The organism is Dolichospermum sp. UHCC 0260, assembly GCF_009711985.1.
Taxonomy (GTDB): Bacteria; Cyanobacteriota; Cyanobacteriia; order Cyanobacteriales; family Nostocaceae; genus Dolichospermum; species Dolichospermum lemmermannii.
Genome location: NZ_VIKZ01000068.1, coordinates 1 through 14,942 on the forward strand (window position 1 = coordinate 1; position 14,942 = coordinate 14,942).

The following is a 14,942-nucleotide window of genomic DNA, read 5'->3' on the forward strand; positions in this document are numbered from 1 at the left end:
AAATTCTGCATTCTTTTAACTAAATGGTGTCATTTTATTGTGAGAATGGAAAAACAAAGTTATTGACTTGGGATCATCAATCAAGTAGATACCAAGTTGGATAGATAATCCTGTTCTACTTTTCAAGAAAGTAATCCAGGATTAAAATGAGAATAAACTGTGTAAAAAAAGGTTGAGAACTATGACACCCTCTTTAGCAAATTTTCTTTGGAGTTTGGTTTTTGGGACTGCGATTGTCGTTATCCCTGCTACCATTGGTCTAATTTTCATTAGCCAAAAAGATAAAATCCAACGTTTTTAATTCCTAGGGACTGGGGACTGGGGAAGAATTGTCTTCTCCTTTCTCCTGGACTTCTGAACTCCAGTATTCTTCTTCTACAATATTATGACTGGTTAAAATAGTGATGGTAAGTGTAACTCGTTAATATAGATTTGATATTAGGAAAACGCCAATGGTTAATTTTGGGCTGAACTCAGCCAGTGTTTTAGCTCAGGTAAATTTTGGAGCGAACTCAGCCAGTATTCTCGGAATTTTCCTGGCTGTAGCTGGAGCAGCACTGTACTTTCTTAGGACTGTCCGGCCAGAACTGTCAAGAGATCAAGACATCTTTTTTGCAGCGGTTGGCTTATTATGCGGCTTTATTCTTGTCTTCCAAGGATGGCGACTTGATCCAATTTTACAATTTGGTCAGTTGCTTTTGGTAGGTTCTACGGTATTTTTTGCGGTTGAAAGTATTCGTCTGCGGAGTATCGCTACTCAACAAGCTAAACGCAATACTCCCATTGTGGACGATGAACGCGAGGTTAGCAGGAAATATTCTTATTCTGAGCGGCGCAATTATCAAGCTGAGATGGATGCAGATTTAGAACCGCTACCTTATGAAGAAGAGGAAGAAGCTCCTCAACGTCCGAGAATTCGGGGTAGTCGAGATGAACGTTCTCCCCGTGATGACTATTACGAAGATCAAGCTCCACGCAGTTCACCAAACCCACGGAACAGGGAAAGACCAGATTCAGGAGAAAGAAAGCGTCGTCCTAATTCTGGGCGTTCAGTCGGTCGTCCCAGCGAGAGTAATACAGATGAAAATTGGGGTTCTGCTCCCAGACAAGTTGATGATTGGGAAGGTGCAAATTCTCAAGATGAAGTAAGAAAACCACCACGTCGCAATAATAGCGGTAATAACAGTAATAGCGGTAATAATCGCCCCCAACGCCCAGAAAGCCGAGAGGATGATGTTGCTCCTACTCCTAGACCCAGAAAACGTCGTCCTCCCAGAGACTCAGTTCCGCCTAGAAGACAGGATGATGATGAGGCTATACCAACGGATTATGTACCATACAATCCCATTAATAAGCCCAATAATGAGCCGGATAATTCCGATTTTGATGACGATATTTAAAACATTTGGGGTGGACGACGGAAAACAGTAATGTGAAAACATTTACACCTAGCTTCTGGCTCCAACAGTCTATTTATTGGAGCCTAATTTTTGGACTGACAAGTTTACTAATATCTTGTGCTGCTGATAATATCCCGATGGGAGTAACTTCTCTGAATAGCCGATATACTGAAGAACAACCGGCAATGAGTGGTAATGGCCGTTTTTTGGCTTTTATTTCCAATCGTTCTCGTCGTCAGCAGTTGTTAGTATACGATTTAGAAAATCAAAGTTTTATGCCCACACCGGGCTTAAACCGACAATCTGTAATTGCGGAAAGTCCTAGTTTGAGTTATACAGGACGCTACATTTGTTATATTACCAGTGATCAAGGTAGACCAGTTGTAGCACTCTATGATCGGGCTTCGCAAAATTCACAAATTCTGACTCCCACCTTTCGTGGTTGGGTGAGAAATCCTACTATTAGTCCTGACGGGCGTTATGTTGCGTTTGAATCTGCTGGTCGTGGACAATGGGATATTGAAGTTCTCGATAGGGGTCCAACTATTGAGTTAGATATTCCTAATGGTGCAACGGTGAATACCAATTAAAATTTATTTTGTCTGAATCAGGATGTCCAGGATTTAAGGATTTTCAGGATTGGTAATTGGTTTGTTTATTAACCCTTTCTGCTTTTGTTCTCTGTTCCTTGTTCTCTAAATGAATTATAAATTATCAATTATTTTAATTTTATGCTCAACTCTATTAACTGGGTGTTTTGGCTATCCGCGTTTACTCAGTTACCCATTTGATTCTGGGGGTAGGAGTCTTAATAGTTTTTCATCGGAGTTAAATCCGCAAATTTCGGGGAGATATATGGTGTTTACGAGCGATCGCCGAGGCAGTCAAGATGTATATATGTTTGATACGGTGACTCGGAATTTGGTGGATTTACCAGGTTTAAATTCTTTTGATACGATTGCTTCCCATCCTGCATCATCTGATAATGGTAAATTCATTGTTTTTGCTGCTAGTCGTCAAGGACGAACACAAATTGTTTTTTATGATCGAGATGTGCGTCAATTACGAAATTTAGCTGGTGATATCCAAGGAGAAGTCCGCAATCCTACTATTAGTGCTGATGGTAGTAGAATTGCGTTTGAATATAGCAATAATGGACAATGGGATATTTTAGTTTATGACCGTTTTGGGCGAAAATTGAATATTCCTCAAGATCCCAGTTAGTCAGAGGTGCAGAGGAAAGAAATATTCTTTTGCAACTGACAACTGTACGGGCGAAGCATTTGGAGAACTATTTTTGGCAATGACCGATAATTTATCTTCCAAATGCTTCGCCCCTACTAACAACTGACTAATCAGTATTTTGCACAGATTCGATGAGCGATCGCACTTCCTCAGTACCCTGGGATGGTTCAAAGGAAAGGGGAAATTTGCCTTTGACTAGCATTCTTAAACCTAAAGGTGCAAGACTAAGTAATCCTTGTAAATCGCGGAAATAATTACCAACTACTTGCATCCCAAATTGACGTTCATCAATCCAACCACCTTGTTTGACTAAATCTACTAAAACTTTACGGTGACGAATTGCTCGACTATCACTCGCTTCTTTGCGTTCCAGAATTTCCTGTTTAATTTTGGTGATTTGCTCTAATGGGGCAACTTCCATAGGACAAACTGAATCACAATATAGACAACGAGTACAACCCCAAACTCCTTGAGTTCCTGCGCTATAGTTTTCTAATCGTTCTTCTGTATTACTATCGCGGGAATCTGCCACCATGCGATAGGCTTTAGCTAAGGCATGGGGACCAACAAAGTCAGGATTGACTTCCAGAGCATTACATTCAGAATAACAAGCCCCACACATAATACAATTGCCCGTTTGATCAAGAAGCGATCGCTCTTGAGGCGTTTGTAAGAACTCTCTTTCGGGAACTTGTCTACTTGCTGTACTTACATAAGGGGCAACTTTCTGCAAATTATTCCAAAAACCATTCATATCCACAACCAAATCTTTAATTACAGGCATATTCCCCAAAGGTGCAACTGTAATTTCTGGAGTAGCCTGAGACTGATTTGCCAATGATGATATTTTCTCCAGTCTAGCCAGTTCACTCCCCACATTTTCCTTACAAGCCAAAGCAGAACGCCCATTAATCCGCACAGCACAACTACCACAAATTGTATTGCGGCAATTTTTGCGAAATGCTAAAGTTCCATCTTGTTCCCACTTAATCTGATTGAGACAATCCAGGATAGTATTCCCTGGTTCTACCTCCAAAACGTAGGATTTGAAAACAGGGTGAGAATTTTCTTGTTGTCGAGTAATCTTAAAAATAACTTCCATTATTATCAATCCAAATCTTGGGTTCAAATCTTTTCTATGCCTTACCCACCTCAAAATCATGAAGCTAGGGAGGGATGAAGTCCAAAGCATGAAGTATAAACAGACATTTTCTCTTATGCTTGACTTGACCGCAGGCTTCACCCTTAATCCTTTACACTTAATACTTCTTTCGTCAAGCCCTAGTTATCAAAATTCTACATCTTTAAATATATAGAAGTGTTAAAGCAAGTGAACATCTTTCCTCATGGCTATCAAATACCCCATAGATGTGGTAAATTTATTCTTCCCCTAGACAGACGTAGATAATCTGACGAGAGCTTTGAATCTGACGGTGATCAATAATGGGGATTTTCCACCCCGGTTTTTGTTTCTAGTCACTGATAGCTGGCGTAGCGAAGCCATAGAAACTCTAGAATTTAACTGATTCACTCCAAGAAAGCTAGTCGGAATTAGATTAACTTTCATAAAAGTCTTGACATTCTCCTCATGACAGTATGAAGCCTTGGGAAAATCTCTACTGCATTTTACCTCCTCAACTCCAGCGCGTGAGATCAAAATTTAACCGAAATATGAATTTTAAATTCAAAAAATATTTTGCTATTATTATTTCATGCTAGTATTTAATAGAAAATTACGAACTAACAAAATTAGAGACAATAACCGCATAAGCGCGGCTAACACTTCTAAGTTTACTCGTAATGTAGAGACTGGAAAATTCATGTCTCTACTGGCAGAATAAAAGGGTGTATGTTCGTTAGACCACATACAAATACTATGCTATCTTCAGCTAAAGAAGAGAATTAGGTGCAAGCCGATAACTCAAAAGCAAGTAAGATTGGCGGTGAATGTGAAAAACCTGTAATTTATTGGCTCTACGACTTTTTTGGAGTAGAACTAACCTGATTTGTAAAGGTGGCTTGAAGTTACACCGATACAACAGCGCCCAAAGAGAAAATAATTTAATTTCTGATGGCCAATGATGGTTAAAAGCGCAGTAAAATTACTGAAATAAATGTTTGTGGTAACTATGACTTAGAAACCTATTATAGATAACTATGATAGAGTCATTCGTTGCTTCCATATCAGCAGGAATTCACCCATCACCCTCATGTTTTGTTTATTTCTGAAGTCCAGTTGCGCTGATTGCTCAATACTGGACTCACAAGAAAATTTTTAAATGGCTAACGCCATGCTACGCTATCAATTTGAAGAGATTAAGGAAAATTAGAACATAATGGCTGAAACCGCAACTGCCCCATTAACTGGAAAAACATTACTAGCGAAAGTTAAAGAACTTTCCACTTTACCACGTCGGGAAAGAGCAAAGCAATGTGGTTATTACACCGTTACTAAAAATAGCCAAGTTCGGGTTAATTTAACAGATTTTTATGATGCTTTATTGTCAGCTAGAGGCATTCCCCTCAGCCCAGAAGCACCAAAAGATGGACGTGGCCGCGAACCGACATACCGGGTTAGTGTTCATCAAAATGGTCAAATTGTGATTGGTGCAACTTACACCAAAGCGATGAACCTAAAGCCCGGTGATGAATTTGAAATTAGACTAGGTTACAAACATATTCACTTAATTCAACTTGGTGAAGGTGACAAACAATTAACCCAGTCAGATGATGGTGCTGATGAATCAGACGCAGAAGAATAAATTTTTTCACCTATCAGGGCTGGTTTTTCCCTTAATGCTGAAAAATCTATCCCTAAAGCTACCGCTAATTAGTAGCTGTAGTTAAAAGAATGCAGAATTTAGAATTTAGAATTTAGAATTACGTTTTGCAACGGGGATTTTACCCCGACGCAAAACCCGCTGCTTGTAGAAGCAGGGGACTTTAACCCCCAAAGGTAAGTTAAATAATTTCAGTGGCATAAGACATAAAAAACGTTTTGGCCTCTTCCATTAGTCACAAATTCTAGTAGAGTCTTGATGAATAATCAAGAAATCTGTTGTTGCAGGAAGTTAGTCATGTTTTTTATGTCTATTGCGCTGTCATTTTTAGAGTTATCGGCCAATCCTTTGCTGGAGTTTCTCAAAGATACACCAGTATTTTTAGTCATGGCTTTTTTTATGGTTTGGATAGGTTGCTGGTTGCCATTAGTAGCAATTTTAGCCATTACCTTAAATTGGCAAATACATAAATCTTTACAACCTGAGCAAAAAATTCCTTTATTAGTATCTCTCTATTTATTAGTACCCCTAATTCTCTGGGGATTCCAATGGTTGAAATTGGGTTCTTTCCCTGATTATGGATTAGTAGGGGAAGTTTCTATTTTCGCTTCTTTATTGCTAGGTTTTGGCTTGGGTGTTTTCAGTCTAGCTATCGTATTTCTTGGGCAAATTTGCGCTGGTTGGTGCTATTTAGAAAAATCTCATCTCAAGTTAATACCATCTAGTTTATTGACAATTTCCCTAGTGGCTTTGTTTGTGGGGGGAATCGAAGAACTGGTATTTCGGGGCTTTATATTCACTCAATTAGAACAGAATTATTCAATTTGGTTAGCTGCAATTATTTCTAGCTTGATTTTTGCTGTCTTACATTTGGTCTGGGAACAAACAGAAACTCTTCCTCAACTGCCTGGATTATGGCTCATGGGTATGGTATTGGTATTAGCCAGATTAGCTGATGGGCATAATTTAGGGATAGCTTGGGGACTTCATGCTGGTTGGGTATGGGCGATCGCTACTATAGATACAGCAGGATTAATCACCTATACGGATAAAGTTTCTGCATGGGTGACAGGTATCAATAAAAAACCCCTCGCGGGGTTAACAGGAATTATGTGTGTTTTGGCGGTGGGGGTAGTGCTTTTATGGGTGTCTGAAATTGTTAATTAGTATTTTTCGCGCAAAGTCGCAAAGGAGCAAAGGCGCAAAGAATAGAAGAATTACTTGATTGTGGTTAAGAATTGGCGTAAGCTGACTAAGCTCAGGGTTTGTCCTAAGTTTAGGGGTAGGATGGATATGCCTTCTAAACGGGATTGTATCCAGCCTTCTCCCCAGTACCATTCGTGAAAGCCGTCAATGCCTCCACTCAGTAGTAAGCGCAGACAATTGGGTTTTACTACGTCTACTCGATGATGAATGGATATGGGCCCTGTGTGAGTAGTAAATTCAAATCCTGACGGTAATTCTGTGGGCATTTCTGGGGGGAAACTTTGCCCCAATAGCCATTTTTTTAGTTGTGCAGGATGCAAAATACTGTCATGAATGGCATTGGCTGATGCTGCGATTTCAATACGGATTTGGCTTTTTTGAAATGTACCTAGCATAGTAATTAGTAATTGGTAATTGGTAATTGGTAATTGGTAATTGGGTAATTTCCTTCTTCCTTCCTTCTTCCTTCCTTCCTTCTTCCTCCTGACTCCTGACTCCTGACTCCTGACTCCTGACTCCTTCTTCCTTCTCCTGACTCGAAACAACTTAGAATATAAAAGTCATCTTGTAAAGAATTGTAAGGTTTTTCATGGCAGATCAATTGATTCGTGCGACTGCGGCGGATGGTGGTATTAAGGCTGTAGGCGTGATTACCACCCGGTTAACAGAAGAGGCTAGACAACGCCATAAATTATCTTATGTGGCTACAGCAGCTTTGGGAAGAAGTATGGCGGCTGGTTTGTTGATGGCTTCCAGTATGAAACGGGTCGGTTCTAGGGTAAATGTGCGAGTTAAGGGCGATGGTCTTTTAGGTGGGATATTGGCAGATGCGGGCTTAGATGGCACTGTTAGGGGCTATGTTGGTAATCCCTCTGTGGAATTGCCTCCCAATGATCAGGGTAAACTAGATGTTGGGGGGGCAGTGGGTACAGGTTTTCTTTATGTAGTCCGCGATATTGGCCATGGCTTTCCTTACTCTAGTACGGTAGAACTTGTTTCTGGGGAAATAGGTGACGATGTTGCTCACTATTTAGCAAGTTCTGAACAAACTCCTTCCGCTTTAGTTTTGGGTGTGTTTGTGGGAGAACAGGGTGTGACGGCTGCCGGAGGAATATTGATACAGGTGTTACCGAAAGCTGCGAGGGATGAGGAGTTAGTGGCTACATTAGAATCACGGGTTTCGGCTTTATCCGGGTTTACGCCATTACTGCAAGCAGGTAAAACACTGACAGAAATTTTTAACGATTTGTTAGGAGATATGGGATTGAACATATTTCCGGAAACTCAGATGTTACGCTTTCATTGTGGCTGCTCTTTTGATCGGGTGCTAGGGGCGCTGAAAATATTGGGAGAAGCGGAACTACAAGACATGATTGTGAAAGATAATGGTGCAGAAGCAATTTGTGAGTTTTGCGGTAATATTTATCAAGCAAGTAGTGATGATTTAACCCAGTTAATTGGAGATTTGCAAGGAGAATCTGCAATTTCTGGTTAATGTAACTAGTCACACTCAAACCAAAAAACAGTAATGTTATTGATGAGGGTGATGAATTTTTTGGATGGGTTTTTCTAGATGGGAAAGTTAGGATAGCAAACATAAAATTATCTATATTGATCTACCTACTTTCATATCGCTATTCAATTAGTGTGGTGTGAGCAATGACAGAGCGGGATATTCCAGATAATTGGTCTTCGGACCAAGCAGGAGAACCAATTGGGTTTCAACCCAACTATATATCAAATAATCAAACTGCTGATACCGCTGCAATTGGTGCTAATTCTCAGTCCATGAAGAAAAGCAAAAAGCCAGATGGCACAGGTTTGGCGATAAATGATAATTCAGAATCTACTTTTAATCTCAGTGTTTTAATTGAGAAATTGCCCCCTTGGACTAAAAATTGGGTAGTTTGGGCAGCAGTATTAACTTTAATTCCTGGAAGTATGGGTTTTCTCGCTCTATCCATCCTGTTTAAGTTACCATCTGCCCCTAATTGTCCACAGATTTTCTGGCCTTTGGCTAGTGCGTCAGTGAGGGTACACTGCGCTCAGTTGGCGGCTTCTAAGCAAACTATTAATGATTTGCTGCAAGCGATTACTCTCGTCAAGCAATTGCCAGAAAATCACCCACTACGAGGCGAAATTAATCGTCTTTTGGAGGAATGGTCACGGGATATTTTAAAATTAGCTGATCAGAGTTTCCAAGGAGGGAATTTGGAGGAAGCGATCGCTACAGCCCGAAAAATTCCTCCTGATGTCAAGGTTAGTGAACTGGTTGAAGAACAAATTCAAAAATGGCAAACGATTTGGTCAAAGGCTGAAGGAATTTACCAAGAAGCTGAAAAAGAATTGCGTCAACGACATTGGCAATCGGCTTTTATGCTCACAGCTAAATTACTGCGGGTAGATAATAAATACTGGGCAAGCACTAAATATGATCAATTAAATAACATTATTGTTACAGCGCGGGAAGATGGGGATAAACTTTACAAAGCAGAAGATTTAGCAAAGAGTCGCAATTTAGATAATTTACTCAAAGCTATTAAACTAGCTGAGGCGATTAAACCGGATAGTTATTTATATCAAAAAGCCAAAGAGTTAATATCAGGATTTGCTCGAAAAATGCTCACACTCGCACAAGCAAAGATGAAAGAGCGAAATGCGGATGCAGCATTGGAAATTGCCCGACAAATTCCGCCTATTCCTGAATTACAAGCGGAAGTTGATGATTTTATGGTTTTGGGTGAAGCCCAAAGAAGTGCTTTTATTGGGACTGCGGCTGGGTTAGAAACCGCGATTGCTCAAGCGCAACAAATAGATGCTTCTAGGGATGTTTATAATGAGGCACAACAATTAATTGCGCGTTGGCAATTAGAAATTGAAGATGTTTCTCGGTTAGAGAAAGCCCGAAATCTCGCCAGTCAAGGCACGGTTAATGATTTAACAGCAGCTATTTCGGAAGTACAGCTAATTCCTGGGAATAATCCCCGTGGTACAGAAGCCCGTCAAGAAATTGGCCGTTGGCGTGGACAAGTGGAAACGATTGAAGATAGACCATATTTAGATCGGGCAGAACAAATAGCCATTGGTGAGGATGTTAACTCATTGCAAACAGCGATCGCTGAACTTAATCAAATTCGTTCTGGACGAGCATTATATCCAGAAGCCAGAAAAAAGATGAGGCTATGGACAGCTAAAATTGAGCGCATTCAAGATCAACCATATTTAGATCAAGCCAAGGCATTAGCCGACAGTGGTAATTTAACAACGGCTATTAGTGAAGCCCAAAAAATCGCCTCTTCAGGACGCGCTTTATCAAGTGAAGCCCAATCATCTATAGATACTTGGCAAGACCAAATTCGCGCTAAAGACAGTTGGCAAAAGGCCAAGCAAGTTGCAGTTACTGGCACACCAGAAGCTTTAGTTCAAGCTATCCAGTTGGCCAACCGTGTATCAGATCGGAACGTTTTGCGTTTAGATGTCAATATTGCTATTGACCAGTGGAGTCAACAGTTGTTAGAAATGGCACGCTCTCAAAGTGAAGTGGATGTCGCCAAAGCTATTGATACAGCCAAGTTAATTCCTCGTGGTAGTGGTGCTTATACTGATGCTCAAGAACAAATTAGAAGTTGGCGGCAACTTATGATTCCCAAATCACCACCTAGTCCGTCTGTGGAATCTACACCAGAACAAACACCAACAATTCCAGAATCTCAGCCTTCAGCAAGTCCTAATTAATTGATAAAGGAAAGCCTCTAGCCTTCATCCCTTGTCTAAAGCACAGATGTAGCTGACTAAGTCAGCTACATCTTCAAGGGTTTTCGGAATTTCACTTATAATTTTGCTAATTTTAAGTATGAATTATACTAAACACGGGTGAGATTTAAACTTTTGCCAAATGACAAAGAACCCAGATGTGTAGGGGTTTAGCAGTGCTAAACCCCTACGGTTAGAATCAAACAATCAAGCCGTTTTGAGTATAGCCTCACGCAAAGGCGCAAAGTGAGGAATCCTTATATTGCTGTCGTTACCATAGTTTATTTTTCTACGGGTAATATATCTAATACTACCATAGTATTGGTAAATTCATTACTGCTAAACTAGCTGAAAAATAATTCTCTGTGTTCTCCGCGCCTCTGCGTGAAAAAAATAATTCTACCCTTGAGCTTGAATTTGTCTAACTACCGTCAAAGCCGAATAACTCACCCCCGCAGTTCCCTCTCCAGGATGAGTAGAATCACCAACTAACCACAAATTATTAATGGGAGTCCGATTAGCAAAACCAAAGGGTCCAAAGGTAGGAATTCTTTGACCAATACCGCCCACAATTCCCTTTTCTCTGCCTGTATAATGAGCAAAGGTGCGAGGTGTGGCTGCTTCTACATAAATGATAGTTTCTGGCTTTAAATAGAAATATTCAGAAAGTTTGGATATTGCTTCTTGGGTGAATTTTTGTTTTAACTCTTCATAATTTTGAGTTTCCCACCAGGTCGTAAAATCAACAAAGGAAGAAGCGATAATTGTGGCTTTTCCTAATGGTGCGCGGCCATCTCCTTCATGACTCACAGATACAAATAGGGAATTGTTTTCTCCAATGGGTTTATTTACATCATATAAAAATTGTAAATGCGGTGGACAATTAGGAGGAATTGCACTTTTATCTACACCTAAATAAATCACAAATGCACCGGAAGCTGGTGGGAGTTTTTCTACTCTTTGTTTATATCCAGATGGAGCATTTTCTCCTAATAATTGGACTAAGTTCTGAACGGTGACATTACCAATGATATGATCTGCTGATTCTGTCCAAGTTTCCCCGGTTTTCTGATTTTTAATATTTACGGATTTAGCTTGGTTATTTTCAACTTGGATTTTTTCAACGGTGTGGCGCATTAATAGTTTACCACCATCTCGTTCTAAGGATTCTACCAAGCGATCGCTCAATACTTGCATACTTCCTTGGAGATGAAATAACCCTTGGGGTAATTGGGATACACTCAAAGCCGTTGCTGCATAAAGTAAAGCGGTTTCTTCCGCACTAACTTGAGAATATAACTTGAGTTGTAAATCTAAAAATGTCCGCAGTCTTTGATCATTTCCTAAACCATATAATCGCAAAGCATCACCAACAGTAAATAAAGTGAAAGGTGCGGTAATAAATGTACTCGGACGCACTGCTTTGATTAATTGTCCTAAATCCCATAAATTCCGGGGTGGTAAAACAGGATCACGTCCTTGAAATTCCCAACTAGCATTAAATAAAGTGGTTAATAATTGCCAAAAAGGTTCACTTCCCGGAAACTGTTTTTGGCGTTCTGCTTGCCATTTTTGCGAATCACGCCAGACATTAATGGGTGTGGACTCTCCGGGAAGATATACAGCACAGGCTGGGTCGCAAGGTGTAGCTGCGGGTAATTCTATATTTAATTCTGAGAAAATGCGGTGATGAATTCCCCCAGGTTCTAAACCTGCAACTTGCGTCGCACCAACATCAAAGGTAAATCCCTGACGTTTGAATGTGGAAGCGCAACCACCGGGAACTATGGCTTGGTCGAGGATAAGGACGTTATAACCTCTATGGGCTAATAATGCCCCGGCTGTAAGTCCACCTATACCCGCACCGATGACGATAATGCGGGATTGATTTTTTGTGTGAGTAGGATTTGTCATAATTCTTAATATTACTAATTATTAGTTTACAATAAATCAATCTCTAAAGCTAAAAGTTAAGTATAAGCACTGTATACTCAGGTTGATTACTGATTATTTAGATCAATAATTACAAATACGTTACTTTTCACTTATACTAGATTGGACAGTGTTTATACTGTTAATCAATTCAGCCATAACCAGAAGTGTATGAGTAATAGTTTACAACTCACAGAAATAGCAATTTCTCTCGTAGCGAAAAATCTCAATCCCGCAGTTCTCAACCCAGATTTCCTCAAATATACAGGGATTATTCCTTCAGACTGGGAACTAGCAAATCAACCAGTTTACAATAATAATTTAGTTCAGTTGGTTTATAAAAACGGTGTGGGAATCATTGTTCAACCTAACCGACTGAATGTGTTAGAGATGATAGCAGGGAAACCACCAGCAGAAATTCAACTTGCCACAGTTGCACGACAATTGGTTGAAAAATTATCCCAAGTAGAGTATCAAGCAGTAGGAATTAACCCCAAAGCAGTTGTCGGTTTTACATCAGAAGCAGATGCTTATCAGTATATATGCGGTAAACTTCTAGCCCCAGGTTCTTGGCAGGAATTTGGAGGAAGTAAAGTCAATGCTGGATTAGAGTTAAGTTATCCCTTAAAACGGGGAGTTCTGAATTTAGCTATTAATCAAGTAAATGTCCAGTTTGGGGAACAGGTAACACCAGCTATTTTATTTTCTGGTAACTTGAATTATCCTCTCACCGGAAATACCGTTACGGAAAGAATACAAGACTTACAACAAATAATTGCTAATTGGCAAAATGATGTCAACATTTTCCAGCAATTGTTAGTCGAGAAATTCTTATCATCTTCCCCAGCACAACAAATCAGTGCTTCAGTATTTTCATAATGAATAAATAAGTAGTGTAGAGACATTTCTTATTTTTCTATTGTGTGGGTTGGGCATTTGTCCCAACCTAATTATTCTTGAATAAATTTAGGACTTACGCAAAACATCTCTCAAATCCTCATTTCTCCGTGACCTCTGTGCCTCTGTGGTTCGTTATTCCATGAGTCTTGCGTAAGTCCTAAAATTAATTATTAATTAGGCTTGATAAATGATAAGTTAGTTTCGGATAATCCAGGGAATAATACTTACTATATACAACAATTTATAGAGAAAATAAATGAGGTTTGAGACTAAGGAAAAAACTAATCAATAAGATTCTTAACTTCTTTCAAAAGTCTTGACAATGTTTACACCATCAAGAAAGTTGTAAGATAGAAGCAGTAACAAAGCTCTTCGCTCACCACAAGCAATGACATCAACTCTGCTAAATTTTCCGTGTCTTAACGCACCTACTCTGCACCATCTGCCAAATGGTTTAACCATTATCGCCGAACAAATGCCAATAGACGCGGTTAATCTCAATTTATGGGTCAAAACCGGTTCAGCAATGGAGTCAGATGCGATTAATGGCATGGCTCACTTTTTAGAACACATGATTTTTAAGGGTACACAGAAGTTAATTAGTGGTGAATTTGAGCGCCGGATTGAAGAGCGCGGTGCTGTCACTAATGCTGCCACCAGCCAAGATTATACCCACTATTATACCACAACTGCCCCTAAAGATTTTGCCGAATTAGCACCTTTACAAATAGATGTTGTTTGTAATCCTAGTATTCCTGATGATGCTTTTGAACGAGAACGTTTAGTAGTTTTGGAAGAAATTAGACGTTCTGAGGATAACCCCCGACGGCGAATTTCTCGTCATGTCATGGAAACCGCTTTTGATACCTTACCCTATCGTCGTCCCGTACTTGGACCAGAAGCAGTTGTTTCTCAAATTCAACCGCAACAAATGCGAGATTTTCATGCTCATTGGTATCAACCTCAGTCAATTACAGCAGTCGCTGTGGGTAATTTACCAGTAGAAGAATTAGTAGAAATTATCGCCGAAGAATTTAGTAAAAATTATCAACAAACAACCAACAAACTAACATCAATAGCAGCAATTACTGAACCTGCATTTACAGAAATAGTCCGCAGGGAAGTTGTTGATGAAACTCTTCAACAAGCCAGACTAGTAATGATGTGGCGAGTACCTGGATTGATGGAATTAGATGAAACTTATGCACTTGATGTTTTAGCAGGAATTTTAGGACATGGGAGAACATCTAGATTAGTGCGAGATTTACGGGAAGAACGGGGATTAGTATCTTCAATTTCTGTGAGTAATATGAGTAATTTATTGCAAGGTGTGTTTTCGATTTCTGCTAAATGTGATGTCGAAAATTTAGCGGTTGTGGAAGCAGGTATTATTCAACATCTTCGCACATTACAAACAGAATTTGTGAAAGAATCAGAAATTGCCCGTGTTCAACAACGTGTAGCCAATCGGTTTATATTTGGGAATGAAACACCAAGTGATCGCGCTGGGTTGTATGGTTATTATCAGTCATTAATTGGTGATTTAGAACCAGCTTTTAATTATCCCCAATATATTCAAGCACAGGCAGCAACTGATTTAATCCAAGCTGCAAAAGATTATCTTTCCCCAGATGCTTATGGTGTTGTTGTCATCAAACCTATTTAATGATTTGTCATTTGTCATTAGTCATTGGTAATCTGTTCTTAACAACTGACAACTGTACGG

At 39.7% G+C, this 14,942-nt stretch carries 13 protein-coding genes; 10 read left to right on the forward strand and 3 right to left on the reverse strand.

The window, feature by feature from the left end:
* Window positions 1-181: 181 nt before the first annotated feature.
* From psbX to FJR08_RS20345, 4 genes are all read left to right on the forward strand, one after another.
* The gene (gene psbX, locus FJR08_RS20330; RefSeq protein ID WP_015081410.1) at window positions 182-301 is read left to right on the forward strand and encodes a photosystem II reaction center X protein; all 120 of its coding nucleotides are present in this window, start codon (window positions 182-184) and stop codon (window positions 299-301) included.
* Window positions 302-452: 151 nt separating this feature from the next.
* A complete protein-coding gene (locus FJR08_RS20335) occupies window positions 453-1,400 on the forward strand; it encodes a Ycf66 family protein (protein ID WP_168634360.1) in 948 nt (315 codons plus the stop codon).
* A gap of 32 nt (window positions 1,401-1,432) precedes the next feature.
* Entirely contained in the window at window positions 1,433-1,990 is a 558-nt protein-coding gene (locus tag FJR08_RS20340; protein WP_015081408.1) for a TolB family protein, read from the forward strand.
* 109 nt (window positions 1,991-2,099) lie between these two features.
* Window positions 2,100-2,624, forward strand: a complete 525-nt coding sequence (locus FJR08_RS20345) for a TolB family protein (protein WP_015081407.1) — start codon at window positions 2,100-2,102, stop codon at window positions 2,622-2,624.
* A 127-nt stretch (window positions 2,625-2,751) separates the two neighbouring features.
* Here FJR08_RS20345 and FJR08_RS20350 read toward each other — a convergent pair whose 3' ends face one another.
* Window positions 2,752-3,747, reverse strand: a complete 996-nt coding sequence (locus FJR08_RS20350; RefSeq protein WP_174783179.1) for a succinate dehydrogenase/fumarate reductase iron-sulfur subunit — start codon at window positions 3,745-3,747, stop codon at window positions 2,752-2,754.
* A gap of 1,234 nt (window positions 3,748-4,981) precedes the next feature.
* On the opposite strand from FJR08_RS20350, the gene FJR08_RS20355 reads away from it, so the two are divergent.
* Both FJR08_RS20355 and FJR08_RS20360 read left to right on the forward strand, forming a co-directional pair.
* Entirely contained in the window at window positions 4,982-5,407 is a 426-nt protein-coding gene (locus tag FJR08_RS20355) for an AbrB family transcriptional regulator (RefSeq protein WP_015081404.1), read from the forward strand.
* A 315-nt stretch (window positions 5,408-5,722) separates the two neighbouring features.
* Window positions 5,723-6,592: a CPBP family intramembrane glutamic endopeptidase gene (locus tag FJR08_RS20360; RefSeq protein WP_174783181.1), complete on the forward strand. Its 870-nt coding sequence runs from the start codon at window positions 5,723-5,725 to the stop codon at window positions 6,590-6,592.
* Between the two features lie 50 nt (window positions 6,593-6,642).
* Here the strand turns inward: FJR08_RS20360 and FJR08_RS20365 are convergent, their stop codons facing one another.
* Window positions 6,643-7,026 (reverse strand): hypothetical protein, encoded by a 384-nt coding sequence (locus tag FJR08_RS20365; protein ID WP_015081402.1) that lies wholly within the window; start codon window positions 7,024-7,026, stop codon window positions 6,643-6,645.
* Between the two features lie 194 nt (window positions 7,027-7,220).
* Between FJR08_RS20365 and hslO the strand changes: the two genes are divergently transcribed.
* Window positions 7,221-8,126 carry an Hsp33 family molecular chaperone HslO gene (hslO, locus tag FJR08_RS20370; protein ID WP_168634362.1) on the forward strand — a complete coding sequence of 302 codons (906 nt, stop codon included), beginning with the start codon at window positions 7,221-7,223 and terminating at the stop codon, window positions 8,124-8,126.
* Between the two features lie 164 nt (window positions 8,127-8,290).
* The gene (locus FJR08_RS20375) at window positions 8,291-10,366 is read left to right on the forward strand and encodes a chromosome segregation ATPase (RefSeq protein WP_168634363.1); all 2,076 of its coding nucleotides are present in this window, start codon (window positions 8,291-8,293) and stop codon (window positions 10,364-10,366) included.
* 417 nt (window positions 10,367-10,783) lie between these two features.
* Here the strand turns inward: FJR08_RS20375 and crtD are convergent, their stop codons facing one another.
* Entirely contained in the window at window positions 10,784-12,298 is a 1,515-nt protein-coding gene (gene crtD / locus FJR08_RS20380; protein WP_168634364.1) for a C-3',4' desaturase CrtD, read from the reverse strand.
* A gap of 189 nt (window positions 12,299-12,487) precedes the next feature.
* On the opposite strand from crtD, the gene FJR08_RS20385 reads away from it, so the two are divergent.
* Window positions 12,488-13,195, forward strand: coding sequence for a hypothetical protein (locus FJR08_RS20385; protein WP_168634365.1), 708 nt, complete (start codon window positions 12,488-12,490; stop codon window positions 13,193-13,195).
* 409 nt (window positions 13,196-13,604) lie between these two features.
* Window positions 13,605-14,882, forward strand: a complete 1,278-nt coding sequence (locus tag FJR08_RS20390; protein ID WP_168634366.1) for a pitrilysin family protein — start codon at window positions 13,605-13,607, stop codon at window positions 14,880-14,882.
* Window positions 14,883-14,942 lie beyond the last annotated feature (60 nt).

Excerpts from the sequence above, each read along its gene's own strand:
- psbX (WP_015081410.1), top strand. The coding sequence starts at position 182 with ATGACACCCTCTTTAGCAAATTTTCTTTGGAGTTTGGTTTTTGGGACT.
- FJR08_RS20335 (WP_168634360.1), top strand. The coding sequence starts at position 453 with ATGGTTAATTTTGGGCTGAACTCAGCCAGTGTTTTAGCTCAGGTAAAT.
- FJR08_RS20345 (WP_015081407.1), top strand. The coding sequence starts at position 2,100 with ATGAATTATAAATTATCAATTATTTTAATTTTATGCTCAACTCTATTA.
- FJR08_RS20350 (WP_174783179.1), bottom strand. The coding sequence starts at position 3,747 with ATGGAAGTTATTTTTAAGATTACTCGACAACAAGAAAATTCTCACCCT.
- FJR08_RS20355 (WP_015081404.1), top strand. The coding sequence starts at position 4,982 with ATGGCTGAAACCGCAACTGCCCCATTAACTGGAAAAACATTACTAGCG.
- FJR08_RS20360 (WP_174783181.1), top strand. The coding sequence starts at position 5,723 with ATGTTTTTTATGTCTATTGCGCTGTCATTTTTAGAGTTATCGGCCAAT.
- FJR08_RS20365 (WP_015081402.1), bottom strand. The coding sequence starts at position 7,026 with ATGCTAGGTACATTTCAAAAAAGCCAAATCCGTATTGAAATCGCAGCA.
- hslO (WP_168634362.1), top strand. The coding sequence starts at position 7,221 with ATGGCAGATCAATTGATTCGTGCGACTGCGGCGGATGGTGGTATTAAG.
- FJR08_RS20375 (WP_168634363.1), top strand. The coding sequence starts at position 8,291 with ATGACAGAGCGGGATATTCCAGATAATTGGTCTTCGGACCAAGCAGGA.
- crtD (WP_168634364.1), bottom strand. The coding sequence starts at position 12,298 with ATGACAAATCCTACTCACACAAAAAATCAATCCCGCATTATCGTCATC.
- FJR08_RS20385 (WP_168634365.1), top strand. The coding sequence starts at position 12,488 with ATGAGTAATAGTTTACAACTCACAGAAATAGCAATTTCTCTCGTAGCG.
- FJR08_RS20390 (WP_168634366.1), top strand. The coding sequence starts at position 13,605 with ATGACATCAACTCTGCTAAATTTTCCGTGTCTTAACGCACCTACTCTG.